This is a genomic window from Cyanobium usitatum str. Tous (assembly GCF_963920485.1).
Taxonomy (GTDB): Bacteria; Cyanobacteriota; Cyanobacteriia; order PCC-6307; family Cyanobiaceae; genus Cyanobium_A; species Cyanobium_A usitatum_A.
In genome coordinates this window covers 390,788-416,867 of the sequence record NZ_OY986431.1, presented here as the reverse complement: position 1 = coordinate 416,867, position 26,080 = coordinate 390,788, and the positions used below count along the sequence as shown (strand labels likewise).

Annotated in this window: 28 protein-coding genes and 3 pseudogenes; 21 read left to right on the top strand and 10 right to left on the bottom strand. The window is 54.7% G+C overall.

From position 1 onward, the window contains the following. Positions 1-60: 60 nt before the first annotated feature. From U9970_RS02235 to U9970_RS02200, 7 genes and pseudogenes are all read left to right on the top strand, one after another. Positions 61-459, top strand: coding sequence for a hypothetical protein (locus U9970_RS02235; RefSeq protein ID WP_322765111.1), 399 nt, complete (start codon positions 61-63; stop codon positions 457-459). After that, the gene (locus tag U9970_RS02230; protein WP_322765110.1) at positions 459-623 is read left to right on the top strand and encodes a hypothetical protein; all 165 of its coding nucleotides are present in this window, start codon (positions 459-461) and stop codon (positions 621-623) included. Before U9970_RS02235 ends, U9970_RS02230 begins: the two co-directional genes overlap by 1 nt. A 164-nt stretch (positions 624-787) precedes the next feature. Then, the gene (locus tag U9970_RS02225) at positions 788-997 is read left to right on the top strand and encodes a hypothetical protein (protein WP_322765109.1); all 210 of its coding nucleotides are present in this window, start codon (positions 788-790) and stop codon (positions 995-997) included. Next, a complete protein-coding gene (locus U9970_RS02220) occupies positions 994-1,344 on the top strand; it encodes a hypothetical protein (RefSeq protein WP_322765108.1) in 351 nt (116 codons plus the stop codon). Before U9970_RS02225 ends, U9970_RS02220 begins: the two co-directional genes overlap by 4 nt. Further along, positions 1,341-1,697, top strand: a complete 357-nt coding sequence (locus tag U9970_RS02215) for a hypothetical protein (protein ID WP_322765107.1) — start codon at positions 1,341-1,343, stop codon at positions 1,695-1,697. The genes U9970_RS02220 and U9970_RS02215 overlap by 4 nt, the downstream gene beginning before the upstream one ends. A 619-nt stretch (positions 1,698-2,316) precedes the next feature. Beyond that, positions 2,317-2,811 (top strand): hypothetical protein, encoded by a 495-nt coding sequence (locus U9970_RS02210; protein WP_322765106.1) that lies wholly within the window; start codon positions 2,317-2,319, stop codon positions 2,809-2,811. Between the two features lie 559 nt (positions 2,812-3,370). Continuing rightward, a pseudogene (locus tag U9970_RS02200) lies at positions 3,371-4,986 on the top strand (IS3 family transposase). 38 nt (positions 4,987-5,024) lie between these two features. Here the strand turns inward: U9970_RS02200 and U9970_RS02195 are convergent. Beyond that, positions 5,025-5,240 (bottom strand): annotated as a pseudogene (locus tag U9970_RS02195) (FAD-dependent oxidoreductase); the annotation flags it as partial. Positions 5,241-5,871: 631 nt separating this feature from the next. Between U9970_RS02195 and U9970_RS02190 the strand changes: the two are divergent. The 5 genes from U9970_RS02190 (at position 5,872) to U9970_RS02170 (ending at position 10,357) form a co-directional block, all read left to right on the top strand. Then, entirely contained in the window at positions 5,872-6,513 is a 642-nt protein-coding gene (locus tag U9970_RS02190) for a hypothetical protein (RefSeq protein WP_322765103.1), read from the top strand. Positions 6,514-7,358: 845 nt separating this feature from the next. Beyond that, complete coding sequence (locus tag U9970_RS02185; protein ID WP_322765102.1) at positions 7,359-7,766, top strand: hypothetical protein; 408 nt, start codon at positions 7,359-7,361, stop codon at positions 7,764-7,766. Positions 7,767-7,795: 29 nt separating this feature from the next. Next, on the top strand, positions 7,796-8,167 hold the full coding sequence (locus U9970_RS02180) for a hypothetical protein (protein ID WP_322765101.1): 372 nt from the start codon (positions 7,796-7,798) through the stop codon (positions 8,165-8,167). Positions 8,168-8,404: 237 nt separating this feature from the next. Next, positions 8,405-9,343: a helix-turn-helix domain-containing protein gene (locus tag U9970_RS02175; protein WP_322765100.1), complete on the top strand. Its 939-nt coding sequence runs from the start codon at positions 8,405-8,407 to the stop codon at positions 9,341-9,343. Positions 9,344-9,691: 348 nt separating this feature from the next. After that, entirely contained in the window at positions 9,692-10,357 is a 666-nt protein-coding gene (locus tag U9970_RS02170) for a neuromedin U (protein WP_322765099.1), read from the top strand. Between the two features lie 229 nt (positions 10,358-10,586). Here U9970_RS02170 and dnaB read toward each other — a convergent pair. Next, a pseudogene (gene dnaB, locus U9970_RS02165) lies at positions 10,587-11,822 on the bottom strand (replicative DNA helicase); the annotation flags it as partial. A gap of 65 nt (positions 11,823-11,887) precedes the next feature. Here dnaB and U9970_RS02160 point away from each other — a divergent pair. Genes U9970_RS02160 through U9970_RS14245 form a run of 4 tightly spaced genes read left to right on the top strand, consistent with a single transcriptional unit; the run spans position 11,888 to position 13,564 of the window. Next, entirely contained in the window at positions 11,888-12,223 is a 336-nt protein-coding gene (locus U9970_RS02160; protein WP_322765098.1) for a transposase, read from the top strand. A 2-nt stretch (positions 12,224-12,225) separates the two neighbouring features. Continuing rightward, complete coding sequence (locus tag U9970_RS02155; protein ID WP_322765097.1) at positions 12,226-12,393, top strand: hypothetical protein; 168 nt, start codon at positions 12,226-12,228, stop codon at positions 12,391-12,393. Between the two features lie 23 nt (positions 12,394-12,416). Next, a complete protein-coding gene (locus U9970_RS02150; RefSeq protein WP_322765096.1) occupies positions 12,417-12,974 on the top strand; it encodes a hypothetical protein in 558 nt (185 codons plus the stop codon). Then, positions 12,971-13,564: a transposase gene (locus U9970_RS14245; protein ID WP_407653065.1), complete on the top strand. Its 594-nt coding sequence runs from the start codon at positions 12,971-12,973 to the stop codon at positions 13,562-13,564. Before U9970_RS02150 ends, U9970_RS14245 begins: the two co-directional genes overlap by 4 nt. Positions 13,565-13,738: 174 nt before the next feature. On the opposite strand, the gene U9970_RS02140 is transcribed toward U9970_RS14245, so the two are convergent. Further along, a complete protein-coding gene (locus U9970_RS02140) occupies positions 13,739-15,340 on the bottom strand; it encodes a tyrosine-type recombinase/integrase (RefSeq protein ID WP_322765095.1) in 1,602 nt (533 codons plus the stop codon). 253 nt (positions 15,341-15,593) lie between these two features. Between U9970_RS02140 and U9970_RS02135 the strand changes: the two genes are divergently transcribed. The 5 genes from U9970_RS02135 to U9970_RS02115 are packed head-to-tail and all read left to right on the top strand — an operon-like array spanning position 15,594 to position 19,500. Continuing rightward, a complete protein-coding gene (locus U9970_RS02135; protein WP_322765094.1) occupies positions 15,594-16,295 on the top strand; it encodes a response regulator transcription factor in 702 nt (233 codons plus the stop codon). A 46-nt stretch (positions 16,296-16,341) separates the two neighbouring features. Beyond that, positions 16,342-17,040: a hypothetical protein gene (locus U9970_RS02130; RefSeq protein ID WP_322765093.1), complete on the top strand. Its 699-nt coding sequence runs from the start codon at positions 16,342-16,344 to the stop codon at positions 17,038-17,040. Between the two features lie 4 nt (positions 17,041-17,044). Further along, positions 17,045-17,644 (top strand): GIY-YIG nuclease family protein, encoded by a 600-nt coding sequence (locus tag U9970_RS02125; protein ID WP_322765092.1) that lies wholly within the window; start codon positions 17,045-17,047, stop codon positions 17,642-17,644. Between the two features lie 52 nt (positions 17,645-17,696). Next, positions 17,697-19,214, top strand: a complete 1,518-nt coding sequence (locus U9970_RS02120) for a leucyl aminopeptidase (protein WP_322765091.1) — start codon at positions 17,697-17,699, stop codon at positions 19,212-19,214. Positions 19,215-19,245: 31 nt separating this feature from the next. After that, complete coding sequence (locus tag U9970_RS02115; protein WP_254959793.1) at positions 19,246-19,500, top strand: hypothetical protein; 255 nt, start codon at positions 19,246-19,248, stop codon at positions 19,498-19,500. 3 nt (positions 19,501-19,503) lie between these two features. Here U9970_RS02115 and U9970_RS02110 read toward each other — a convergent pair whose 3' ends face one another. From U9970_RS02110 to U9970_RS02080, 7 genes are all read right to left on the bottom strand, one after another. Beyond that, positions 19,504-19,710, bottom strand: coding sequence for a hypothetical protein (locus tag U9970_RS02110; protein WP_322765090.1), 207 nt, complete (start codon positions 19,708-19,710; stop codon positions 19,504-19,506). 174 nt (positions 19,711-19,884) lie between these two features. Next, positions 19,885-20,547, bottom strand: a complete 663-nt coding sequence (gene msrA, locus U9970_RS02105) for a peptide-methionine (S)-S-oxide reductase MsrA (RefSeq protein ID WP_322765089.1) — start codon at positions 20,545-20,547, stop codon at positions 19,885-19,887. After that, complete coding sequence (lpxB, locus tag U9970_RS02100; RefSeq protein ID WP_322765088.1) at positions 20,544-21,737, bottom strand: lipid-A-disaccharide synthase; 1,194 nt, start codon at positions 21,735-21,737, stop codon at positions 20,544-20,546. The genes msrA and lpxB overlap by 4 nt, the downstream gene beginning before the upstream one ends. Further along, positions 21,737-22,543, bottom strand: a complete 807-nt coding sequence (lpxA, locus tag U9970_RS02095) for an acyl-ACP--UDP-N-acetylglucosamine O-acyltransferase (RefSeq protein ID WP_322765087.1) — start codon at positions 22,541-22,543, stop codon at positions 21,737-21,739. Before lpxA ends, lpxB begins: the two co-directional genes overlap by 1 nt. Beyond that, positions 22,543-23,046 carry a 3-hydroxyacyl-ACP dehydratase FabZ gene (fabZ, locus tag U9970_RS02090; protein WP_407653064.1) on the bottom strand — a complete coding sequence of 168 codons (504 nt, stop codon included), beginning with the start codon at positions 23,044-23,046 and terminating at the stop codon, positions 22,543-22,545. Before fabZ ends, lpxA begins: the two co-directional genes overlap by 1 nt. Beyond that, positions 23,046-23,918 carry a UDP-3-O-acyl-N-acetylglucosamine deacetylase gene (gene lpxC, locus U9970_RS02085; RefSeq protein WP_322765086.1) on the bottom strand — a complete coding sequence of 291 codons (873 nt, stop codon included), beginning with the start codon at positions 23,916-23,918 and terminating at the stop codon, positions 23,046-23,048. Before lpxC ends, fabZ begins: the two co-directional genes overlap by 1 nt. Beyond that, positions 23,918-26,041 (bottom strand): BamA/TamA family outer membrane protein, encoded by a 2,124-nt coding sequence (locus U9970_RS02080; protein WP_322765085.1) that lies wholly within the window; start codon positions 26,039-26,041, stop codon positions 23,918-23,920. The genes lpxC and U9970_RS02080 overlap by 1 nt, the downstream gene beginning before the upstream one ends. Between the last annotated feature and the right edge of the window lie 39 nt (positions 26,042-26,080).

The following is a 26,080-nucleotide window of genomic DNA, read 5'->3' as shown; positions in this document are numbered from 1 at the left end:
CATAAAGAAGAAGCGGGCGCGGCGTCGGCGGACTATGCAGATATCGCATAATTAAGTACTATGGTCGGCAAGAGCGAACAAGCGAGGACAAAAGAGAAGGTGCTTGACTATCACGAGCAGCGCATCCCGAGGAGAAAGAAGCAGAGTGGGCACAAGAACAGAGACGAGGAATTGACCACTCCTTCCCGCAAACTCCAGAACCTTCGGGGGCAGACCCTGCTGTTCCGTTGCCTGAAAACGGGATTCGTAACCACTGCTCCTGCCCTGACCCGCTACCAGTGCGGAAGGGGCATTGACCCATCAAGGCGGGAACTGGTGGGTGAGCGCCCCGCCACCTGGATAAAAGAAGTGCCAACAACGACCTGTGAGCACTGCGGAATGGTCGTGAAGGGCAACCAGTGGGCATTTAAGCAGCACCAGCAAACAAAGCGATGTCAGAAGGCACAGCAGCAGGCGTAATGGAGCACCTGAACTGGGGATACATCCAACTGGGTCTTGTCGCCCTGGTCTTTGGCGGTCTTCAGGTGTGGTGGATCGGCAGCGTCTTTTGGAAGCGTGACCTGGCACGACCACAAAGCGGTGGGGAGTTCCGCAAATCACTGGAACGGATCTGGAAGAATTAGTAGAAGGTGCGGGGAGAAAGTAAGAAAGGCAAGACCTTGAGGGAGATTTGGGGGTGATGAACGATTCAGGTATTAAGACCCCTAACGGAAGTGCCTTCAACCCAGTGCAAATCACCAGAATCTTGAGACGGTCTCCAAATCCTGCTGAACTTGCTGCTTGAATGATGGATATTCCCTACTCAAGCAAGAAATGGAAGCAAACCCCTCCCACAACGGAAGAGATTGTTGCTCAAATCGTGGATTGGAGCATTTCACGAATTATTGATGGGTTGCTGGATGAGAAAGACATCCTTGCCATCGCTCAAGAGTTTTCGGAATGGTTAGAACCCGAAGGAGATAAAATGGAGATATTCAGTTTGGACTTAAACCAATGAAAAAACTATCTAAACATTTTAAAACCGCTATCGCAGTTACAATCCTAGGCGGCATTCTCGTGCATCATAGTGTTACATCTCCTTCTTATTCTCAATCTACCTCCAGAATAGTTCCAACAACCTCTCCTCCAACCAATACACCTAAACCAGTTTATTGGTTAATTCTTATAAATGCTTTCAGCAATCTTGGTCATAGTTTGCATAAAATCCCGATGGAGCCAATGGAACAGTGCGAAGCACAGGGAAATATTTGGAAAGATAGTTTTGACCCAAAAAATCAAACATACACTCCATTATTTCGCTCAACTCGCAGTCAGCGTCAGTTTATTTGCCTGGAGGGGAAATGAAGAAACTATCTAAACGCATAAAAACTGCTGTTGAAGTTGCAATGCTATGCAGCATTCTCGCTTATTTTAATAACCCATTCCCTTCTTACTCTCAATCCGCCTCAGGGATATTACCGACTAAATCTTCTTCTCCAATCGCCACACCTAAACCAGGTTATTGGTTAATCCTTATAAATGCCTTCAGCAACACCAGTCAAAGCATAGAAGAGATTGAGATGCAATCTATGGAACAATGCGAAACGCAAGGAAATATTTGGAAAAATAGTTTTAATCCAAACAACGAATACCCAGTATTTGCATCACCCCGTAGCAATCGTCAATTCCTATGCCTGGAAGGCAAACCCAAGAACTAAGCAACCTCACCTATGCCTTTCCACACCCCCTTCGCAAAGTTCTTGAAGTGGTGGATGGAGTGATGATGGAACCCTCTGCTCCTGTGCCAATGCGATGGCATTCCAAGAGGTAGAGGCGCAACCGTTGCACCGCTACCGAACCGATGGTGCCGTCCAGTGCTCACAACGATTACTTGACGCCACCTGAGCAGGCAACACGACTTGCCAAACCCTGCAGACGCCATTACATCCCTGGCACCCGTTGAAGTTCTGGCAGTTGATGCAGCGAGGAGCAGGTGACGCCATATGTGACGGTTGGGCAAGCGTCCATCGTAAATCCTGAGGGTTCTATGCGCCCACTGCATAAGAGGCAAAACCCAGTCCGGCAGGCGAGAATGGTCGGAAGTGACAAGACCGAGTGACCGACTCAGCGACCTTCACCACACCCGAAGCGCACCTGCTTTCCCATTGGGTGGTGATGATGAAGCAGTTAGGAGGGTTTTGGTGACGTCCCAACACTTCCAGCAACCTGTCATGCTTCCAATGTTTTCACTGGACTAAATCAGCATAAGATCCAATGAGACGATTTGATCTATGCTGGGCAAAGAAAAACCATCGCTCTCCTTTGCGATAATAAAAAATGTTTAAACGCACTCTACTCATCCTTCTTGTCTTTGTGGGTGTTGTAAGTTTTTTGCCACAAATTTTAGAAACCTTGAATGGTGACAAGTCCCGCCAAGAGAATGTTGAAAACAAGGAAGAGGAAAAAAGTATTGTAATTGAAGAACCTAATTACGAGAAGGGAGAAACCGTTTTTAACCAATTAAAAGATAAAACCTGTGAAGAATTAGACCTTTGCTGGGTTGCCGCAGGATACGCTATGAACGGGGATAAGGTGTTAAAAAAAGAGTTTCCAACCTACTGGGGCAGCACGAAAACTCTTCTAATTCCAGAAAGTGAGTGGATCAATTTATCCGCTGCTAACAAAAAGGATTTAGGCGAATACTTAAAATCTATAGGTGTTTATAGAATTATTACTGGCAGAATAAAACCTGCCGAATTTTCAGACGGCACAATAGATACTGGAAGAAATGTTCTTACGGTTGACACAACAGTTTGGGGTTCTAGCAATTAAACGATTGGAGTATGAAAGGGGTCTGGTGGGGTTCGTCGCCACGAAAGCGGAAGCGTCTGCTCATCGCAGTCCCACAGGCATCCACCCAGGACTATGCGAGAACCGCATAACGGGCAAAAACCTGTCCAGCAGGGGATAATGGGCGGGATGCAACCCATCAATGTTGCTAACTAACCAGTCACAATTATTGCCATGGAGACCCCGTGGTCTATGATAAATCAATTATATATTCCCAATGAGCAAATTCATCTTAGTCTCGCTTGCGGCAGCAGGTTTGTTTAGCACTCCTGTACATGCCCAGACATGTACGCAGATCAACAAAGGCATTGCATCAATTAGCGAAGAAATTAAGTCAATGCAATCTGAGAGTATTTCGGATAACAGTGCACCAAGAGAGACTATGCGGGCGACAAGAATGTCATTTGGTGCCCAAGCACAAGCAAATCTCTTGGAATACGGGAAAACACTGGGGTGCAAGTTTAGTGGTCTAAAACCCCCCGGTTTCAGGAAAGTTGTCACCCCTCTCATTCGTACATCCGGGGGCTTGAGGACATGACCAATGCGTCGTTACAGCGAGGCCGTCAAGGCTGATGTGAGAAGGCGGATGAGCCCGCCGCACCGCCAGAGCGTGGCCCGGATTTCAGAAGAGCTGGGCATTCACGTGGTGACCCTCTACAACTGGAGAAAGACCTGGCGGTTACAGGGAGAGGTGGTGCCGGCTTCCGAGAAGGAACCAGAGGGCTGGAGCGCTGCCGACAAATTCACGTTGGTGCTGGAGAGCGCTGGCCTGAATGCCACCGAACTCAGCGGCTACTGCCGGGAGCGAGGGTTGTTTCCTGAGCAGGTGGAGCGGTGGCGGCAGGCCGCCCAGGATGCCAACGCCAAGCCGGTGCTGACCATGGCCGAGCAGAAGGAGCTCGAGAAGCTCCGCGCCCAGGACCAGAGGGAGATCAAGGCTCTCAAGAAGGAGCTGCAGCGCAAGGAGAAGGCCATGGCGGAAATGGCGGCCTTGCTGGTGCTGCGAAAAAAGTGGGAAGCCTTCTGTTCGGAGGACGCGGAAGGCTGACCAGTGCCGCGCACCGGCAGAAGGCGATCGAGCTGATCAGGGAGGCAAATGCCGCTGGCGCGGCTCTGGTGCCTGCCTGCTGCGAGATCGGGATCTCTCTGCGCACCCTCAAACGCTGGCGCAAGGCCTTTGGTGGTGATGGGGACGGCGTGGATCGCCGTAAAGGCAGTGACCGCCTGGTGGGTCACCGCCTGAGCGAGGAGGAACGACAGCGGATACTGCTGACGTGCAACCAGCCCGAGTACGCCTCACTGCCGCCGGGACAGATCGTGCCGGCGCTGGCCGATCAGGGCCTCTTTATCGGCTCTGAATCAAGCTTCTATCGGGTCCTGCACCAGGCGGGGCAGTGCAACCGCCGCGGGCGTGCACGGCTGCCGCAGGAACCGCGCTCGGTGCCGCGTCTCAGGGCGGATCGCCCCAACCAGGTGTGGAGCTGGGACATCAGCTTCCTGCCGACCACGGTGCGGGGTGTGTGGCTGTACCTCTATCTGGTGGTCGATGTCTGGAGCCGCAAAGTGGTGGCCTGGGATGTGGCCGAGGTGGAGTCGGCTGACATCGCGGCTGATCTGGTGCAGCGGGCCTGCCTCAAGGAGCGCTACCACCGCCCCAGCGGCTTTGGCAGCCGCCAGTGCCAGCAGCAGCCCCTAATACTCCACGCCGACAACGGCAATGCAATGCGTGGGGCCACGCTGGAATCACGGCTCGAGGAGATGGGCGTGCTCAGATCCTTCTCCCGGCCAAGGGTCTCCAACGACAACCCGTACTCGGAATCCCTTTTCCGTACGATCAAATACCGCCCCGACTACCCCAGCCGGCCATTCGCCAACAAAGAGGAGGCCTGCGAGTGGGTGGCGGCATTTGTGGATTGGTACAACCACCGGCACCACCACAGCGCGATCAAATTCGTGACGCCCCACCAGCGCCACAGTGGATCCGCCGCGGCAATTTGCCAGCAGCGAGCCGAGGTCTACGAGGCCGCCCGTCAGGCCAATCCAACGCGCTGGAGCGGTGCCACCCGCTGCTGGAGTCAGCCGGCAGAAGTGTGGATAAACAAGCCAACAGAAGAGCACGAACTGCCCTTGGAGTTACCATTGATTGAGGCGGCCTGAGTGGCAGCCCAGGAGTGACAACTTTCCTGAAAGTCACCGCCGCCGAGAGCATCCACATCATGGACAAGCTGGCTTTTGGCCGGTCCACCAACGGCGGGATTGCAGGGCTGCCAGGCGATTCGGTCGAGATTGAGGGTAAACACGGCGGTCTTCAGCCCCAAACGAGCAGCCGTGATCGCAGCCTCACAACCGGCATGACCACCCCCCACGACGATCACGTCAAAACTTTCTGTGGGGTTAGCAGAGAAGCTCATGTCTCCATTATCCGTATCTAGAGAACAGGTCGTTTGGGGTTGGCTCAGCAGTGCACTCCGTTTCGCGATTGGCAGAAATCCGAAGTGTCTTTAGGCCCGGTCATCGAAACGGATGATGGCGGCGATTGATTTGGTTTTACGAGCCTAAAAAGTCAGGCCCTAGTGGCAGCACTCTTGATAACGCCTAAATATGCAAGTTTTTTGAGGGAGAAGTTAGACCTTATTGCTCCCCCTTTTATGAACAGGGAGTTTTATTCCTAATAGACAAGGCAAGTTGTCAGCCTCTGGCCAGTTGAGCTGATTGGTTTTTGAGTACGCAATGTGCGTCTGGCCAGTGAGGATGCCCTTTCGCTTTGATTTCTACTGTTTTTGTGATCGCATAAAGCTGGTACTCGTCCAGAAAACAGAATCGATACTTTTTTTGCTTCGGCTATTGCTGGGCTTGCGCTCAAACCCATTCCAAGAACGAACACAACGAGTTGGCTCGTTGTTCTTCGTGCAAGCTTTTCTCGCCTGAGGGCCTTGCTCGGCGCATGGAGTGACTCGCACGGGGGTGTGGGCGCCAGGCTCGGATGAGATTGGCTGAGCTTTGGTGAGCCCATTTGTTCGCGCCCGTGGACTCAGATGTTAAGTGAGCCCATTTGTTCACTGGGTTGCGCCGCAATCATCCTTATTGAGCTTCTGTTTGTTTAGTCACTTGATCCCACTGCCTCTTGATTGCACTCAACTGGCTCTCAGATCACTCTCATTCGCTTCTAAGGATGTCAAAATTGAGGAGATTGATTCTTCAATTCTTCAAATGAACTTCAAACGTCTTTGTCTTTCTTTAGTCGCTGTACAAGCGATTGGCCTTGGATTAATGCCAGCGGCTGCGCTCGCGGACATTACGGACACAACAACGTTCACAGGAACAGTTCCTGGTTCATGCACCTATGCGTCAGGGACCTCTCAAACGGTCGCAATGTCTTATTCGGCCGATGACGAAGGAACATTTACCGGCGTATCGGCAAATATTGGAATTAATTGCAATTTTGCCGCTTCTGTTTCTCTTGGTGCAGTCACTGCTGGAAGTAATCCAACAACAACAACGAATACAGCCACACTGAAGAAGGGTAGTTCCACGCTTGCCACCAGCGGTGAAGGTGCTTCTTCCACGGTGAGCTTGGATAATACCAATGGAGCAACAGAAAATGTCACGATCGAGCTCACTTCTACTGGTGCAAGCGTAGTTGGTGCTTACAGCTATACCGTTGTCTTGACAACGCTCTCTTGATAAGTCTAGCCGTTAGAAATTCTCCAATGCTTTTGTCAATCTAGTAAAAGTATTGCGATGAAACTGAAGCCTTTGGATGCAAGGGCTTCAGTTTCTTTTTGGCTCAAGCGTCAGTCATTTGATTTGTTTATGACTTTATAAGTTTTTGGTCTAAGTCGTCTCTTGATGCAAGTTAATTCCCTTAAACCATTTTCATCTATCACTGGTTTGCATGTAGTGCATTCAGCTTTTTTATGCCTGGTTTGCGCCTCACTATTTTTTACCCCTCGCTTTGCACAAGCAAGTATTCAAAATACTACGACTTTCAACGCCACGGTGCCTTTCACTTGTTCATTCTCCGGTGGTAGCGATCTTGTTTCGATGGATTATACGCGTAGTGGGAGTACTGGAATCATGTTAGGTACCAGTGAATCATTACTGATATCCTCCAATCAAGTACCACGTATAAATGTTAGTTTGAATACGCTTCTAGCGCCAAGTGGTATCAGCTTCCGTGGTATTTGGATTCGTTCAGATAGCACAAATCGGTATATAAAGTCCAAAACGTCAAGTTCATATTCAAATTCACCGGTCTCTACGATATTGCAGCCATCTGATCTCAGAAGTAACGGCTATGTGTCTGGTCTTCCCTATGGTGTCAAATTAACTGTCAGCGCCAATTTAAGTAATTCGTTCCCAAATGATGAATATCGCTTTCAGGTTGTCCTCACCTGTTTGGAACCATAGTGATGATACATTATTGCCTATTAATCGGCTTATCAATCACTCATTTTTCCTATTTGTTCTGTTCTGGGGGGCTCGTGGCGACCCTTAATTTCTTCGTCAATCATCTATCTCGCTATTAAATGATTACCTCTTTTCTCCTTGCAGCCGCATTAGGACTCAATCCAAACAATAAGGTGATTTCACCTGGCCTTGGTTCCCGCGTTGTTGTACGTACTCAGGCTTTTCTGGTTGATTCCAAACCTGGCCAGTATTTAGTTGACGCTTTTTACAATGCAAAAGGCAACGTTCCGGGTGAAAAAATTGAAGGTGTTCGTGTTAGTCCAAGAGAACTATTCTTGCGAGATAGCAAGGCAAAACGTGTTCTTTTAAGTATTTCAACATCCACTCTTAAGGCTGGCCCATTATGGATTTGCATTATGGAAAGTCCAAAAGGAAAAGTTTCAAGTTCTTCTTCGCAATTAACTGTCTTAACGCGCTCTTGCTATCAACGTATTCTGCGTATGCGCAAAGTACGATCGAGCCGTTAGATAATCTTCCCTTACGTGATCTAGCGGGGTTGTCCTTTCAGCAACCAGTTGGTCCTCGATTTGAGGTTGATTTACCTGATGGTACTCGCTGCGTAAGTCAGGATGGAACACCTACTACGATGAATTTCTTTAGTGGCTTATCTGAGCGTGTAGACGAGATTGAGAAAAATGAGCTTATCAGTGGATATTCTGGTAATGGCAACGGTTATGCTTTCGGCGCAGTTTTGACTGTTCCATTTGGCACTAAGAATTCTAGGAACTGTGATCAAGCGTATGCAATTTCTATTGTCTCTAAAAAGATTGAATTAGCTCAACTCTTGCATGAAGAGGGTCTTTTGTCTGATGAAGAACTTGCTGTATTGCTTACTAAGGTGAAGAGCATCCTTTTGTCCGATAATTGATTTTGCGATTTAAATAGGAATAGCTCCATTTCTTCCTTCTGTAATTGGGTGGATCAGAAGCCCACTTGAATTTGCGCTTGATGTGGTTGGGTTTTTACACGGAATCCATGGTCCATATCGTGAACAAATGGGCTCATTGACTCCAACATATGCCTTTTCTGCATGCTATTATTGAAAATATATTGGCATGTTTATTTGTATTCTCATCTGCGATTTGAGATAAAAAGTACTGTTGATATGGCAGCTATGTTGAATAGGCAATTCATTGGCTCGTCTGTTCTCTCCCTTGAAAATGGTCCCATTGAAGGGACTGTTCAGATACTTCCCTTACCCAATCTTAGATTGGTTCTGATTGAGTTGAATAAAAAGGTGGTTTTTTATGCTGATAGAAAGGCCGGAAAATACCATTTTTCGGTCAATTTGTCGGATGACCCCTCTCGCGACAATGTTATGGCTCAAGGTGTCACTATTGCTAGACCGGCAATTTTTGGCTTTAACAAAGAACTAAAAGATCTTGATTTGCAACTCAGTACTGGTTGTCGTTTCTGCTCAATTATCATTCCTGAGCTTTTTCTGATGGCCAAGTTGTCTGAATATAGTGCTAACAATGTCCAGGATATATTGAATAAATTCAATATTTTGTCTAGCAGTAACGTGCCTTATGGTCTGATTTTATACTTGAGTCAATTGTGGTCAAATCTGCCTTCACTTGTTTTGTCTCCAGCGTTTGTTGAGGATGAAATATTATCAGCCCTGATTGAGTGTTTTATTAGTCCCGATGATCGAAAGTTGGGTGTTTCTATTGATAGATGCGACCGTCATGAGGCTGCACTGCAGGTTTTGGCTTTGACGAGTTCATCGCCCACAAAGCCATTTGAAATACAGGATTTGTGTTCATTGCTGCATCAGTCTCGGACGTCTGTATTCAATGGCTGTAAGGAAAAATTTAAAATGTCTCCTCTTCAGGTTGTTAGATCAGTTCGACTGCATCAAGTTAGGCATGCTTTGATGAATATTGAATTTTGCATCGAGAATAATATCCGTAGTGTCTCAGATACAGCTTCCCATTTCGGGTTTGTAGGCCGTTCCCACTTCGCGCGATATTACAAGCAAGAATTTTTTGAAATGCCAAGCCAAACGTTATCGAATAGGCGGCATGCCGATCATGAGTTTTAGGTCATGACTTGCCTATTCTCCTTTCTTTGGTTTTGCGATGTGTTGGGAATATTTTTCTTAGTTTACTTTGTAGAATTATTTTCTTCCCATGATCTGTTTGCATAAGTGATGTCACCCTTTACCACTTTGCTTTGTCGACGCAAGTCCCATGCACTATTCCGTTTTTTTGCCTGTGGTTTAGGGATCCTTTGCCTTGAGTCTGTTCCGTTTTCAGTAAAGGCCCGGCCTAATCCGATTACGTCATACACCCGTCTTTGGGCAGAATGGGATGTTGTCCCGAATACGCAATGGGCTCCGCGATCGATTGACCCCTCCGCAAGTCAGGACAGGTCGCTTCAAATCTTCAAATTGCAGCCTGTTGTTCCATTTCGGATCAATGATGACTGGACAGTGCTAACGCGAACGATCTTTCGCTTTGTTTCTTTGCCCCAAGCCGATCCTGTGCTTGGTGTTTCCCCTGCTGGGCTTCCAGCAGTTTTGGGTTTCGATCAAAAGAATCAGGCTGGCCTCTCAGATGTCAGTCCCACAGCTTTTCTTGTTCCCAACCTCGGTTCAGACTGGACAGTTGGGCTTGGTGCGTCGATCGTCTTCCCTACAGGTGATGGCACGGTTGATAGCGGAAAGGTGTCTGCAGGTCCAGCCTTCCTGGCTTTCTATCATCGCGGCCCATGGATTGTTGGTGCTCGGATGCGCAACATCTGGTCCTTCGCGGGAGACCCAGAGCGAGACGACGTTAATACTTTGGTGGTGCGAGGACTATTGCGTTATCAGCTCAACCGCAGCTGGTATTTAATCTCCTCCCCAATCATTACCTCTGATTGGACTCAACCAGAGGGCAAAGGCTGGATTGTGCCTGTTGGTGGTGGGTTGGGGTATTCCTTTCGGTTGGGAGGGCAGCCGATGCAGGTGTCTTTGGAGGGCTACTACAACGCTGTGAAGCCGCAGTTTGCTGGTGAGGAGTTACTTGGTGACTGGACAATTCGAACGCAATGGCAGGTGCTTTTCCCTAATTAAACCTGGCTATTGACGGTTGCTTGGACTGAGTGTGGAGCGAAACATGCGGATCCCGAATCGCCTCACCTTGCCACGACCACGCGGCAGCCAACCGGTGGTTTTGCGAAGAGCTTTCAGCCATCCAGCAACGTAGTTGCGATGCCGTTGTGGTTTGAGCACCCAACGGCAGATGTAGGACGAGCCCACGCCTAGAAGCAAAATACGACCAATCCACATATCGATTGATTCCCTAGGCGGCCAGGTTTCGGAAACGAGTGAACTGCGGCTCAAATAGCAGCTTCACGGTGCCAACGGGACCGTTTCGGTGCTTAGTCACGATCACTTCGGTGATTCCTCGGTCGGGGGTTTCAGGGTTGTAGTACTCGTCGCGGTAGATCATCAACACCAGATCAGCGTCCTGCTCAATTGAGCCCGATTCCCTCAGATCGCTAAGCATAGGCCTTTTATTGGTGCGCGCTTCAACCCCACGGCTCAACAGGGATAGGGCAATCACTGGCACGTTTAATTCCCGTGCCATTCCTTTTAAGCCCCTTGTGATTCTTGATATTTCTTGCACTCGATTTTCTGATCCCGAACCTTCCATTAGTTGCAAGTAATCAATCACAATTAAACCCAATTCTCGGCCGTGCTCTGCCATTAAGCGCCGGCAAAGCGAACGCATTTCTAATACGCTGGAATTCGGTTTGTCGTCTATAAATAAAGGTAATCTGCCAAGATTACTGATGCCCTGCCCCAGCAGGGGCCATTCATCTTGATGAAGCCTGCCGGTGCGCAGCCGCCCGCTTTCGATACCAACCTCCATAGACAACAATCTGTAGGTGAGTTGTTCTTTGCTCATCTCCAAGCTGAATACACAAACCGGTAAGTTGTGCAATTGAGCTACATTTTTTGCCATATTTAAAACAATCGATGTTTTACCCATGGCAGGGCGGCCAGCAACAATAATTAAATCTGCCCGCTGTAAACCTTGAGTCATGGCATCAAGGTCGTAGAAATTCACCGGAATACCGGCTACCGCAGTACCAAGGGAACGGGTTTCAATTTCTTCAAAAGTGCGGGTGAGAATTTCAGCGGTGGGGGTAAGACCAATACTTGGTTTCGCTTGGCTGATGGCAAAAATTTCTTGTTCCGCCTCATCCAGCACTTGATCCATCGGCTTGCTTTGATCAAACCCCAAGCGGATTACTTGATTACCTGAACGAATAAGTTGGCGCCGCAAATATTTATCCATCACTAATTTCGCCACCTCATCGATCGAGGCAGTGCTGAGGGTGCGCTCCACCAATTCGCTTAAACGACTGCTACCGCCAACTTTTTCCAATTGGCCAGTATCTGCAAGCCAAGCCCCCATCGCTGTGAGGTCGGTGGGTTTGCCTTGGCTATGAAGCATCAAGGCGGTGCGATAGATCTCCCGATGGGCACCTAAATAGAAAGCTTCTGGCTGCAATACATCAGCCACCCGGCCCCCCCGGTTTCAGTAAAGATGTCACCCCTTTGATCCATCCATCCGGGGGCTTGAGGGCATGACCAATGCGTCGTTACAGCGAGGCCGTTAAGGCTGATGTGAGGAGACGGATGCACCCGCCCCACAGGCAGAGCGTGACCCGGATTTCAGAAGAGCTGGGCATCCACGTCGCCACCCTCTACAACTGGAGAAAGGCCTGGCGGTTGCAGGGAGAGGTGGTGCCGGCATCCGAGAAGGAACCAGAGGGCTGGAGCGCTGCCGACAAGTTCACGGTGGTGCTGGAGAGCGCCGGGCTCAATGCCGCCGAGCTCAGCGCCTACTGCCGCGAGCGGGGCCTGTTCCCGGAGCAGGTGAGCGCTGGCGGCAGGCCGCCCAGGATGCCAACGCCAAGCCGGTGCTGACGATGGCCGAACAGAAGGAGCTCGAGAAGCTCCGCGCCCAGGACCAGCGGGAGATCAAGGCCCTCAGAAAGGAGTTGCAGCGCAAGGAGAAGGCCATGGCGGAAATGGCGGCTTTGCTGGTGCTGCAAAAAAAGTGGGATGCCTTCTGTTCGGAGGACGCGGAAGGCTGACCAGTGCCTTGCACCGGCGGAAGGTGATCGAGCTGATTGGCGAGGCCAATGCTGCGGGCGCTGGCCTGGTGAGGGCCTGCGGTGTGATCGGCATCTGCCTGCGCACCCTCAAACGCTGGAGGAAGGCTTTGATAGGTGATGGGGACGGCGTGGATCGCCGTAAAGGCAGTGCTCGCCTGGTAGGACACCGGCTGAGCGAGGAAGAGCGCCAGCGGATCCTGTTGACCTGCAACCAGCCGGAGTACGCCGCGCTGCCGCCAGGGCAGATCGTGCCGGCACTGGCCGATCAAAAGCTCTTTATTGGTTCAGAGAGCAGCTTCTATCGGGTGCTGCACCAGGCGGGTCAGTGCCACCGCCGCGGGCGGGCCCGGCTGCCGCAGGAGCCGCGCTCGGTGCCGCGCCTCAGGGCGGATGGCCCGAACCAGGTGTGGAGCTGGGACATCAGCTTCCTGCCGACCACGGTGCGGGGTGTGTGGCTGTACCTCTATCTGGTGGTCGATGTCTGGAGCCGCAAAGTGGTGGCCTGGGATGTGGCTGCACGGCGACAATTAGGTAGGCGGGCGCGTTGCCTATGTAGTTGACACCGGGCAATGTGGCCGAGGTGGAGTCGGCTCAGATCGCAGCGGATCTGGTGCAGCGGGCCTGCCTCAAGGAGCGCTACCACCGCCCCAGCGGCTTTGGCAGCCGCCAGTGCCAGCAGCAGCCCCTAATACTCCACGCCGACAACGGCAATGCAATGCGTGGGGCCACGCTGGAATCACGGCTCGAGGAGATGGGCGTGCTCAGATCCTTCTCCCGGCCAAGGGTCTCCAACGACAACCCGTACTCGGAATCCCTTTTCCGTACGATCAAATACCGCCCCGACTACCCCAGCCGGCCATTCGCCAACAAAGAGGAGGCCTGCGAGTGGGTGGCGGCATTTGTGGATTGGTACAACCACCGGCACCACCACAGCGCGATCAAATTCGTGACGCCCCACCAGCGCCACAGTGGATCCGCCGCGGCAATTTGCCAGCAGCGAGCCGAGGTCTACGAGGCCGCCCGTCAGGCCAATCCAACGCGCTGGAGCGGTGCCACCCGCTGCTGGAGTCAGCCGGCAGAAGTGTGGATAAACAAGCCAACAGAAGAGCACGAACTGCCCTTGGAGTTACCATTGATTGAGGCGGCCTGAGTGGCAGCCCAGGAGTGACAACTTTCCTGAAAGTCACCGTAGTGTGCTCATTGGTTATTTGAATTCGTATTTTCACGATTCAATTTTAGGCGCTTTGATCCCTATGGTCAAGACGCTAGCATCGGATACCACGAATCCGCAGGTGACAAGGTGACATCGCGCAGAACCCCACGATTATTTCTCATCCACATATCTAAAATCAAGTTTTGATTGACTAATCTGCCCAGAAGTAATTTTTGAGAACCTAGTGGCAAGTTTCTGTACCTCCATTGCTTCATAATGTTTTGCCTGAGTGGCAACTGAATGCCCAACCATTTTAGCAACTTGATGCGGTTTGTTGCCTGCTTCTAAATTCAAGTTGATAAAAAATGATCTACACGAATAGAGTGTATATTCTGGGTTTAAATTAATTTCTTTGCTCACAAGAAAATCACGGAATTCGTACCAAAGTCTCCTTAAGAATGTATCGTTCAGTGGGTTACCAACATGATTGACACCCTTGGAATGCGTAGTGCCAACATTTTGGAAAATATAATCGCTTCTTTTTGGTTTTATTGGTGACTGACTTTGATAATATTCCCAAAGTTTTTTCAATGCGAAACCAGCAGGGCAATAAAAAACTCTCCTCCCCGTCTTTGTTTCAGGACTGATTTCAATTTTTGCACCTATATATTCAACTTCAAACCAGTTTCTTCGCTTTTCCAAAGATTCTTCTATATTTTCAAGAGTTTTCGTCGTAAAGTATCTTTTTGGTGGCAAATTATCTGTCTTGGGGACGATTTCTATTCCCTTCTTGGTGGTAATTAATATTTCATCTTCGTTAAGAGAGTGAACTCCTTCATCATCTTGGATTATTTCATATTCAACTTTTTCATATTCATGCAACATCTCAATGTCTGACCATCTTAGTTTTAGGCACTCATGCGGACGCATTCCTGACTGAGCAAGAATTTCAAAATAATACATGAATACACCCCTGTAAAAATTATTTCTTCTTGCCTTTTTAAGTTCTCTATCTGCGAACCACGACAATAAGTTATTCAAAATCAAACCATAATCTTCATGTGTAAAGGGCGGACTTGTTTCTTTATGCTTTTTAGGATCATACTTAATCCATGGGAAAATTATATTATTTGTCATCATCTTATTCTTGCTACACCAATCAAAGAATCCTTTGAAATCTTGAAGTTCTGAGTTAACAGTTAAATCTGAAGGAGGTCTTGAATTGTTTTTATGGTATTTCGTCCAATTCCGCGTTCTTCTCCATTTCGTATAATCTACTAATATTTCTGGCGGAATATCACTTGGTTTCTCATAGTTGCTTAGATATTCTTTGAGTTTTTTTAGACTTGTTACCTTGCATTGAAGAGTATGCTTTTTGATTTGATTTGTACTTACCAACTCACCCAGGAAAATAATATAGTTATCTATGATTTTTTCTGTTTTTTCACCAAATACATTCCCGCCTCCATCAATGTGGTTTTTTAGATTTCTCCAGTGATCCAGTGCTCGCTCTATGGCGATTTTTTTATCAGAAGTTTTAAGTGATAACCGCTTATATACCTGCTCTCCACCGACATGCATTCTCATGTACCAAATATCAGATAATTTTTGATTATTTAAAAATATTATTAATTTACTCCCTAGTATTTCATGCTTGTCTTTGTAGTAATTTTTGGTTCCATACCCCTTAGAAGAGACTATTTTTTGTTGCTGATTCAAGTACGCCCGCAACACCTGCAACTGATCGGGCGTTGCATTCTCAGGCAAGTCCAATTTGAGACCTACTGGGGTTCTTTGATGCATTGTAGGTTGCATCGCTGAAAAGAACAACTGCTACAACTAGAGTTTTGCCCCCTGAACGATTTCGGATTCAAAGAACGCCATAACCTTGGCAGCGCAGCGACCGCTAATTCTGGTGAGGCCTGGCACCCCTGGGGAGTGCGGATAGGCGTATTGCCCCTGGCGAATTGAGCGGGACTGGCCAGGATGGCGCCATCGCAGGGCCCCAGCACAGCCTTCAGCGCCGATGGACTTCACGCCCAAGCTTGAGCAGATCCGCCGCAACACCAGCCGGATCAACAACCTGCTGCGAGATGCCCGCCTGGTGGCCTGCCTCGGCAACCGGGCCCTGCTCTGCTCGTTTGTGGGCGGGCTGATCGGCCAGGAGCACCTAGTGGGTGCTGCCACCTGTGAGGCCAGCGGCCTGCAACTGGTGGAGCGGTACCAGCCCTCGATGGTGTTTCTCAGCGACACCCTGGAACAGGGATCAGGCATTTCCTTGCTGCTGCAAATCAAGCAGCGCTGGCCCAACCTGCACACCCTGCTGCTGATCACCCAGGAGCATCGCCGGAGCGAGATCCAAGCAGCGATAGAGGCCGGCTGCGACGGCTTACTGGTGGAGTCCCGCCTTGGGCTTGGCAGTGCCATGGCCGCCCTGCATGCGATCAGCGGTGGCGGGATCTATGTAGACCGCAGCCTGAAAGAGCTGTTTCGCAGCGGCCCCGGCAATGGTGGCCCCCTTGAACCCCTAACCGGACGCGAACGGCAGGTGCTCAGCCTTGTGGCCGAAGGCGACACCAATGTGGAGATCGGCCAGCGGCTTTTCATCAGCGCAGAAACAGCCAAAACTCACCTGCGCTCCCTCTGCAGCAAACTCCAGGCCCGCGACCGCACCCATGCCGCCGTGCTCGGCATGCGCTGGGGCTTAATCGATTGGCCTCAAGAGTGAGACCCCCGCTAGGTTCGAAGCAATTTTGATGCGGTGGCATTCCGCCATGGCCAAGCGGCACTGGTTGGATCCCTTTGCGCGTCAGCTGCTGAGGGCCACTGGCCAAATCCCGGCGGCATCGCGCCCTGCTGCACCTGCCGATGCAGCGGCGGAGCCGGAGGGGGTTCAAAGCGAGCTGGTCCAAAGGGAGCTGGTGGAGCGGGAGTTGCTGGCCCTGAAGCTGCAACAAAACCCAGCTCTCAAGCTCGAGGATGCTGGGGCCGTGGAGCGGGCCGCTGCCCTGGGCTGGCGGCTTGATGTGAACCGCGCCACCGCTGCCGACTGGCTGCGGCTGCCGGGCATCGCTGCCGACCAAGTGGACCTGCTGCTGAGGCTGCAGGCGGGCGGCATCCAGCTCAGCTGTGCCGACGATCTACAACGGGTGCTGGATCTCTCCGCTGCGCTGGTGCGGGGCTGGCTGCCCTTGCTGGAATTTCGCTGGTACGGCGAGCCAGCAGCGCCTTTGCAATCCACTGCCCGGGTGGATCTCAACCAGGCTTCCAGCCAGGAGCTAGCAGGGCTGGGGCTCGATCCGCCCAGGCTCAGCCGACTGCTGCGTGAACGCAGGCGCAGCCCCTTTCGCGATCTGGCAGACCTGCAACAGCGGCTGCAATTTCCCGCCGACCTGGTGGAAAGCTGGATTGGCAAGGTGAGCTTCAGGCAAGGCCCCGCCGGCCCAGCACTGCCCCCCAGCACGGGGGCCTGAAGCGATGGCGCGTCAAGGCGAATTATTTACGGCCAGCCAGTTGGGGAGCGCTGGCCGCGCCGATGCCCCTGATCTGCCCCTGCAAGCCTCGCAGCTTCTCGACTGGCAGAACCGCCTCGCCGCCCACCAGCAGCCCCTGTGGAGCAACCAGGCTGGTGGTGCCGCGCAGGTTTCGCTGTTTGCCAGTAGCCCCGCAACGCCTGCCGAGATAGCCCAGGCCTTCAACCCCCTGCAGCTCACCCCCCAGGCCCTTTCTTTCTGGCGCTGGCCCGCCGCACCCCAGCAGGGGGCAGCCCTTTATCTTGTGACAGATCGGCCCGCCGCTCTAGGCCAGCCCCTGCTGCTCTATGTGGGTGAAACCGGCCAGGCAGATCGGCGCTGGAAAGGCGAACACGACTGCAAGGCCTATCTGGCCGCCTACAGCGAAGCCCTGCTGAAAGCGGGCCTGGGCTGCCAAACCAGCATTCGCTTTTGGCTAGATGTGCCCGCCGCCATCCGGCCGCGCCGGGCCCTGGAGCAGGCCTTGATTCAGCGCTGGCTGCCGCCCTTCAACAAGGAAACCCGCAGCCGCTGGGCCACGCCGTTTCAAGCCGCTCCCGCTTAGGTGAGTTGGGCTGGCCGAGCTGGCTACGATCTCGCCCAACCTCGGCCGCTCCATGGACTTTCGCTGCATCTCCGACGTCCTACCTGCGGCCCTGGACCATTTCGATGGTGACTGCCTGGCCGTGGGCCTGTTCGCCGGTGCCGAAGATCGCCCCGACCACCCCCAGCTCGAGCAGCTCACCGCCGCCATGGGGCAGTCGCTGACGAGTCGCCTGGAGCAAAGGCGCTTCAAAGCTAAGCCCGGCCAATGCCTCAGCCTCGATCGCCTAGATGCCAGCCCCCATACCCTGATCCTGGTGGGTCTGGGGGCTCCGGCCGACTTCAACCTGGCCGGCCTGCGCCGGGCCTGCGCCGCCGCCAGCCAAGCTGCTGCTGCCGCTGGCGCAAGCCATCTAGCCATGGCCATGCCGATCGAGGCCTTGGCAGCAGGTGCTGCGGCCCAGGCCATGGCTGAGGCCAGCCGCCTGGCCCTGTTCAGCGACCAGCGCTTCAAGGGGGAGTCCGAGCCCCGCAGCCTCCCTGGGACGATCAGTCTGATCGGGGTGGCCGCAAGCGCCGCTCCCGCCCTGGCGGCAGTGGCAGCCAACTGCGCCGGCGTCGAACTGGCCCGGGAGCTGGTGGCTGCTCCTCCCAACGTGGCCACGCCCCAGCACCTGGCCGACACCGCCGCTGCCCTCTCCCGGGATTTCGGTCTAGAGCTGACGGTGCTGGAGAGGGACGACTGCGCCGCCCTGGGCATGGGCTCCTACCTGGCGGTGGCCCAGGGCTCAGACCTGGCGCCGAAGTTCATCCACCTCACCTACCGCCCCGAGGGTGTGGCTAAGCGGCGCCTAGTGCTGGTGGGCAAGGGCCTCACCTTCGATTCCGGCGGCTACAACCTCAAGACCGCCGGCTCCCAGATCGAGATGATGAAGTACGACATGGGCGGCAGCGCGGCGGTGCTGGGGGCCATGCGGGCCATCGCCGAGCACAAGCCCGCCGGCGTGGAGGTGCACATGATCGTGGCGGCCTGCGAAAACATGATCAGCGGCGGGGCCATCCACCCCGGCGCGATCGTCACCGCCTCCAACGGCAAAACGATCGAAATCAACAACACCGATGCCGAAGGGCGCCTCACCCTGGCCGATGCCCTGGTGTACGCCTGCAAGCTCCAACCGGATGCGGTGGTCGACCTGGCCACCCTCACCGGAGCCTGCGTGATCGCCCTCGGGGATGAGATGGCGGGCCTCTGGTCCAACAATGACGCCCTGGCCGATGCCCTGCTGGGCGCCAGCGAAGCCAGCGGTGAAGGCCTCTGGCGCATGCCCCTGAGGGCCTCTTACAAGGCCGGGCTCAAGAGCCAGTTTGCCGACCTCAAGAACACCGGCCCCCGCCCCGGTGGCTCGATCACCGCAGCCCTGTTCCTGCAGGACTTCGTTACCCCAAAGCTGCCCTGGGCCCACCTGGATATCGCCGGCACCGTCTGGAGTGATAAGGGCCGCGGCCAGGATCCCGCCGGCGCCACCGGCTTCGGCGTGCGCACGCTGGTGAATTGGGTGTGTTCGGGGGCGCCGCTTGAAGCAGCGGCCTAAGTTTGGAGCCCCTGACGCCTTTGAGCCCTCCATGGCCGTTCAGAAGATCCGCTGGTATGTCAAGGCCCAACTCGGCGTGCTGCTGCTGCCCGCCGGGCTCTGCCTATTTGGCGAGGCGGTGATCCGCAAAGGCATCCAGGTGCTTGCCGCCGCAGGCAAATTGGAAACCCTGGCCAGCCCCGGGCCCTGGTTTTGGTATGGCACGTTTGGCCTGATCCTGATCAATGCCGGCGTGGGGCTGATGATCGAGAGTGGCCTACTGCGCGGCTATCCCGGACGCAGTTAAGGCTTAGGCAGCCACGACTGCCGTACGAGCGGCTCCAGCACCCAGGCTGGCCATCAACTCCGCAGGCGTTTCAAGGGCATGAATCTGCCAGCGGGCCCGCTCACCGCAGAGGGGTAGGAGGCGATCAAGGTCGTCAGCAGCCTGCTTCGGGCTTATGTAGGGCCCAACATGGCGAGTGTTCAAACCATCGCGGATGGTCAGCAGATACATACAGGACTGCTCACGTAGATGACCGAATGGTAAGCAGTCCCAGTTGGCCCTGAAAGGGCGGAAAGCCGCTCCAAAACAGCAGCTAGGCGCCTGACAGGGGCCCTGCGCCTTTAGATTTTCCTCGGAATTGCTGCAATCGCCGAACTGTTTTGCTCCCAGGGGAGCGACCGCTAGTCAGGACTTGCTGCCAGAAGCCCAAGCCGCCCCACTGCGAGCGCGCTTGCCCCACACCGAATCAAGCCGCCGATCCCGTCCGCAAGCCCAGCGGTAGTAGTTGTATTTGACGCTGTTGAGCTGCGCGTAGTTCTGGTGATAGGCCTCCGCCGGCCAGAAGCGATTCAGCGGTTTGATCTGCACCTTCAGGGCTGTTACCGGACGGCCCAGCTCGGCAGCGACCGAGCGCAGGCTGGCCTGGGCCTGGTTTTGTTGATCGGCGCCACTGGTAAAAATCACCGGGCGATAGGAGCTACCGCGATCACAGAACTGGCCACCACCATCTAAGGGATCAATGTTGCGCCAGTAGGAGCGCAGCAGGATTGCGTAGCTGATCCGGCCGGGATCGAACCGCACCCGCACCACCTCCTGGTGGCCGCTGCCCCCAGCCGATACCTGGCCGTAGGTGGGGTTGGATCCAGCGCCGCCGCTGTAACCACTCTGAGCGTCCAGCACCCCTGGGAGCTTTTCAAGGTCGTGTTCTAGGCACCAGAAACAGCCGCCAGCGAGCACGGCTTCCTGAGACGCAGCGCCAGCCTGGGCGGGAGCTGCGCACACCAGAAGCAGCAAGCTCAGCAGCCAGGCCAGGGGACGGGCCCCAAGAAAGGGGGGGCGGGTGTTCATCGGGCTTCCAGTACCTGGTCAAAGATGGCGGATGCGGCCCGCTGGGTGACTCCCGGCTCCCCTAATTCCAATCGCAGCCGCCGGTATCCATCCAGCATGGTTTGGCGTGCCCCGAAGTTGGCATCAAGCTCAAGCAGGGGTAGGGCCTCGCGCACGATGGCCGCAGCCGTGAGGTCCTCCTGAAGCAGCTCCGGCACCAGCCGCTCTCCCAGCACCAGGTTTACGGGAGAAATGTGGGGCACACTGAAGCGCAGGAGGTGGCGGGCCACAAAGGCTGTCGCCCGGCTGACCCGATACACCACCACCTGGGGCACCCCCCGCAGGGCCAATTCCAAATTCACCGTGCCCGATTTAGCGAGGGCTACATCGGCGGCGGCGCAGAGGCTGGCCTTGAGCTGGTCGGAATCGGCGGCAGCAATGATCACCGCCCGCACCCCAGCCTGGCCAAGTTGCCGCGCCAAATGGGCCTCGAAGCCTGGCAATCCCGCCGGCACCACCACCTGCAGCTCAGGCCGCTGGCGCTGCAGCTCAGCCGCCGCCGCCACGATGTGGGGCAGCATGTAGCGGATCTCCTGGCGCCGCGATGCCGGCATCAGCAGCAGCACTGGCGCATCACCGCGCAGCCCAAGCTGACGGCGGGCCTCCCGCTGGCTTGGCACTTCACCGATGGTGTCGAGCAGAGGATGGCCCACATAGGTGACATTGGCGCCACGACAGCGATAGAAGCGTGCCTCCTCCTGAAAAATCGCCAGGATCTGATTTGTGAAGCTGATCAAATTGGAGCGGCCGCCGTTGCCGAATTTGAAAGCCCACTCCTGCGGGGCTATGTAGTAGGTGACGGGCACCTTGGGAAATCTGCGTTTGAGCCGCAACCCCAAGCTCACATTGGGCCCCATGTAGTCGATCAGCACCACCCCATCGGGAGGGTCGCGGCGAAACCAATGCTTCAAGCGCCGCTGCAACCTCAGCGTCGGCAACACAAACGGAATTGCTTCTAGCAAGCCGATGGCACCCATCCGGGTGGTGTTAGCCAGCAGTGCCGCACCGGCGCGTTCCATGCGCTCACCACCAAGGGCGACGATCTCGAGATCGAGCTGGCGGCGCCGGGCCTCCTCGTGCAAAGCCTTGACCAACAGCGATCCCTGCAAATCCCCAGACACCTCACCGGTGCTCACCAGCAACCGCAGCATCAGCGCGTCCCCGGAATCGGCCCGCGGCGGGAGGGGCCAATCGAGGCCTCTAGAAAACTGCAAAGCTGGTCGGCAGCGCCGCCCAAGGGCTGGGAGCGCAACTGGCCTAGGGCTTCAGCCAGGGTGATGCCACTGCGATAAAGCAAGGTCCAGGCCTGTTTGAGCTGCTCAAATTGTTGGCCGCCATCCTGATCAAATAGACCGCTGCGTTGCAGGCCGATCTTGTTGAGGGCCCTGACACGGGAGGGGTGTCCCTCCACCAAGGTGAATGGCGGCACATCACGCTCGATACGGCTCATGCCCCCCACCATGGCCAGGGCACCGATATGCACGAACTGATGAATACCGAGCACGCCGCCGATCACAGCCCGATCGCCGATCACTACATGGCCAGCCACGGCCACCCCATTGGCGATCACGATCCGGTCGCCTAATTCGCAGTTGTGGCCCAGATGGCAATAGGCCATCAGCAAATTGCCGCTACCAAGCCGGGTTTGCTGCTGGCCAGTGGTGGCCCGGTTGATGGTGACGCACTCCCTGATCGTGTTCTCGTCGCCCAGCACCACCTCGGTGGGATCGCCCGTGTATTTGAGGTCCTGGGGTTCGAGGCCGATGCAGGCCCCAGGAAATATGCGGTTATCGCGGCCCATGCGCACCCGGCCATCAAGAACCACATGGGGCCCGATGCGGCAGCCGGCTCCGAGCTCCACCTGGGGGCCAATCACGGCGTAGGGCCCAACTTCAACACCCTCAGCCAGCTGAGCTTTGGGATCGACAACAGCCGTGGGATGGACGGTCGTGGCCATCAGTCCACCAGCGAGAACATCAGTTCCCCGGAGCAAACCAGCAGACCATCCACGCTGGCTTCTGCCTTGACCTTGCCGAAACGGCGGCGCTTGAGGCTCAACAACTCACAGGTGATTACCAGCTGGTCGCCAGGCACCACCGGACGACGAAACCGCACCCCATCGATGCCTGCAAACACAAATAAGCCCTTGGGCAGATCGGGCATCTGGGTGACTATCAACCCGCCCACCTGGGCCATGGCCTCAACGATCAACACTCCCGGCATCAGGGGGCGCCCGGGAAAATGGCCCTGAAACTGGGGCTCATTGAGGGTGACGTTCTTGATCGCCACAGCGCGTTTGCCCGGCTCATGCTCAATCACCCGATCCACCAGGGCGAAGGGATAGCGGTGGGGCAGCAGTCCCTGAATCTGCTCGCTGGTGAGGATCACCGCAGCTCGGGGATCCAAGGACGCCGGCGCGGCGGGATCAGAAAGCGGTGGGCTGGCGTCAGACAAGGGCATCAACTGGCGAAAGAACTGGAGGGGGAAGAGCTGGCCAGGCCGGCCAGGGCCGCAGCCAAAGAGGTGTGGAGCCCGTGGGAGCCGCGGTAGGCGAAAACCTGGGCTCGAGGCAATCCGATCAGCGCCAGGTCTCCCAACAAGTCCAGGATTTTATGGCGCACCGGTTCCTCTACAAACCGCAGCGGCGGATTTAGCCAGCTATCGCCATCACACACAAGGGCGTTCTCAAGGCAGCCGCCCCGGATCAGGCCTGCTGCCAGGAGCTGATCCACCTGGGAGCGCAGCCCAAAGGTGCGCGCCGGGGCGATCTGCTCAACAAAAGCGCTCGGTGACAGATCAAGTGAAAACAGCTGGCGGCCAATGGCCGCATCGGCGAATTCAATTGCCGCACCTACCCGCAAGCCTGCGTGGGGGAGGGCCGTGGCAAAACTGACGCCACTACTGACAGTGAGCGGCAGCTCAAGCTCCAGCGCAGCCGAGTCATAGGGCAGGGCCTGAAGCCCCGCCTCACCTAGCGCCTCCACCCAGGGCAGGGCAGATCCGTCCAGCAAAGGAATCTCTTCGCCGCTCACGAGAATTTCAGCCTGGGTAACGCCGGTGCCGGCCAGGGCAGCCAGCAGATGCTCAACCGTGGCCAGGCGGCGTTGGTCTAGCCGCAAAGCAGTGCAAAGTTGAGTGTCGCTCACCTGATCCGGCGCCAAACGAATCAAGGGAAGCTCAGGTGCATCCAGCCATCCCACCCAGTAGCCCGGGCGCTGTGATGGCTGTAAGCGCACCTGGCCCTGCTGGCCGCTATGCAAGCCCACACCCCCCCGTTGCACCGGTTGGCTCAAGGTCCAGGCACCGGAATAATCACTAGGCCATTGCGCCACTAGAACTTCCAGCCCACACCCAAGTTGAAGCGCCAATCACTGGAGAAATCCTGGGTGGCAACTTCAAGGCGCAGGGGCCCCACTGGCGTTGTCACGATTAAACCAACCCCTGGGGAATAACCCTCACCCTTTTTGCCAAGCAAACCGCCTGGGTTGCCAGGAATATCTGCCTGGGTACCAAAAGTGGTGCCAGCGTCGAAAAAGATCTCACCGCTGATAATGCTGAAGATCGGGAAGCGATATTCAATTGTAGCTTCAGCAAAACTTTTGCCAACTCCCAAATCACAGTCGTAATAACCACGCACCGAATTACCACCACCCAGGCAGAATGCCTCGTAGGGCGGGATATCACTGCCCACCAAGGTTCCAGCTGAGACCTGAAAAGCCAGTGCCTGTTTGCAGTCTTTGGTTTCACCGGGCTTGGGACGGCAGCCCTTGAAAATCTTCAACCACTCCACAGGTATGTAGTGGGTAAAGCTGCCGCGGATGCGATTGAAGGTCGGAGAATTTTCCCCGACAGAAATAAATTGCTCAGTGCCCAGGCTAAGGAAATTTCCCTTAGTTGGATTGCGAGGGTCGTTAAGGGTGCTGTATGTAGTGCCAACTCTAAAACTAACCAGCTGGTTCTCAGAGGCACAGTTGTAAGCGAGACAGATGACCTGCTTACTTGGCACACGGATCGGGGACTTGGTAGCACCGACCACACCGTAAGAATATTTATCTCCCGAAAAGTCCATTGGAGTAACTTCTTGGCCGCCGAATGACAAAATCAGATTCCAAGGGGCTTTTTTATAAGGATTACCACCATTCAATGGACGCACTAGCTGGACGCTCGCTCCAATACGCTGAATCGCGACCGTATCAAAATTAGTTTTTATTGTTTCCGTGCCATTTGGGTTGACTTTACGACTAGTCACAACATCAAAATCAGCACCGTTGAAGTTTCTAAGTTGATAGGTAAACGTTGTATTTTCACTCTGAAACAACTGAGGAATTTCGCGACTAAAGAAGACGCGAGCACGGAAGGAAGTTCGGTATTTGTTGTCCTTGATCCAAGGATCCGTGAAGGTGATATCGCCAAGGCCGCCGAACTGGCCGTAGGAGATGTTGGTACCTAGGTTCCAAGCGCGACCGATCAGGTTGCTGTCCTGCAACTGGATCTGACCAAAAACGCCCTGGCTTTGGCTGTAGCCCAGGCCGCCAGACAAAGAACCGCTGGACTGCTCAACAATACCGAGCACAATCACCACCTTGCCAGGCTCGGCCGGCACCGGCTTGAGCGTCACCTTGACATCACTAAAAAGGCCCGTGCCGTATATGCGCTTGATGTCCTCCTCCAGCTCGCGCCGGTTAAACACCTGTCCGGGGCGCAGGGATACCTCGCGGGTCACAACCCAAGGCTTGGTCTTGCCCCGAATTGGCTCGCCTTTGTCGTTGGTGGCAGAGCCTTCCTTATTGAGGAACTGCACCTCAACTCCCTCGACGGTGCCCTGGCGAACCAGCAGCTCCACCACCCCCTCCGGACTCACCCGACTAGGACCAGTAATCCGCGCCAGGGAGTAGCCCTGATCGGCATACCAGCGCTGCAACTCCTGCATGCGGGTCTGCAGGGTGTTGAGGTTGAGAGTTTTGCCGTAGTCAGCGGCGAAGGTGTCCTTAACCACCTGCTCCGGCAACTTCAAATCGGCTGGATCGAGCTTGACCTGCTCCAGCACCGGGTTGGCCACCACCACCACCACCAGCCGCACGCCCAACGGACCATCTACGGGCTGGATCCGCACATCGGAAAACCAGCCGCTGGCATAGATAGCTGATAGGTCGGTCTGCAGCTCGTTGCGGGTAACCCGCGAACCTGGAGTGGCCGCCATCGCGGCGTAGGCGGCTAGCTCCAGCCGTTCCCGTTCAGGGTGGTCTTGAAGGCCTTCGATCGCCACCTCGGCGATCAAGACCTTGGGTTCAGCTTTGGCAGCAGGCTCGGCTCCCTGCGCCGGCGTCTGGCTGGCCGGATCCGCCGAAGGTTTGTCCACCTGCTGCGATGCAGGCTGGGCAAGGGCAGGGCTCGCCGAGAGGAGGGCGGCGCCCATCAGGGGCCAAACAGCCTTCAAACTCAGCAAACCAGCCATGGGAAAGGGGTAGCGGAGCGGACAGGCCGCAAATTGCGC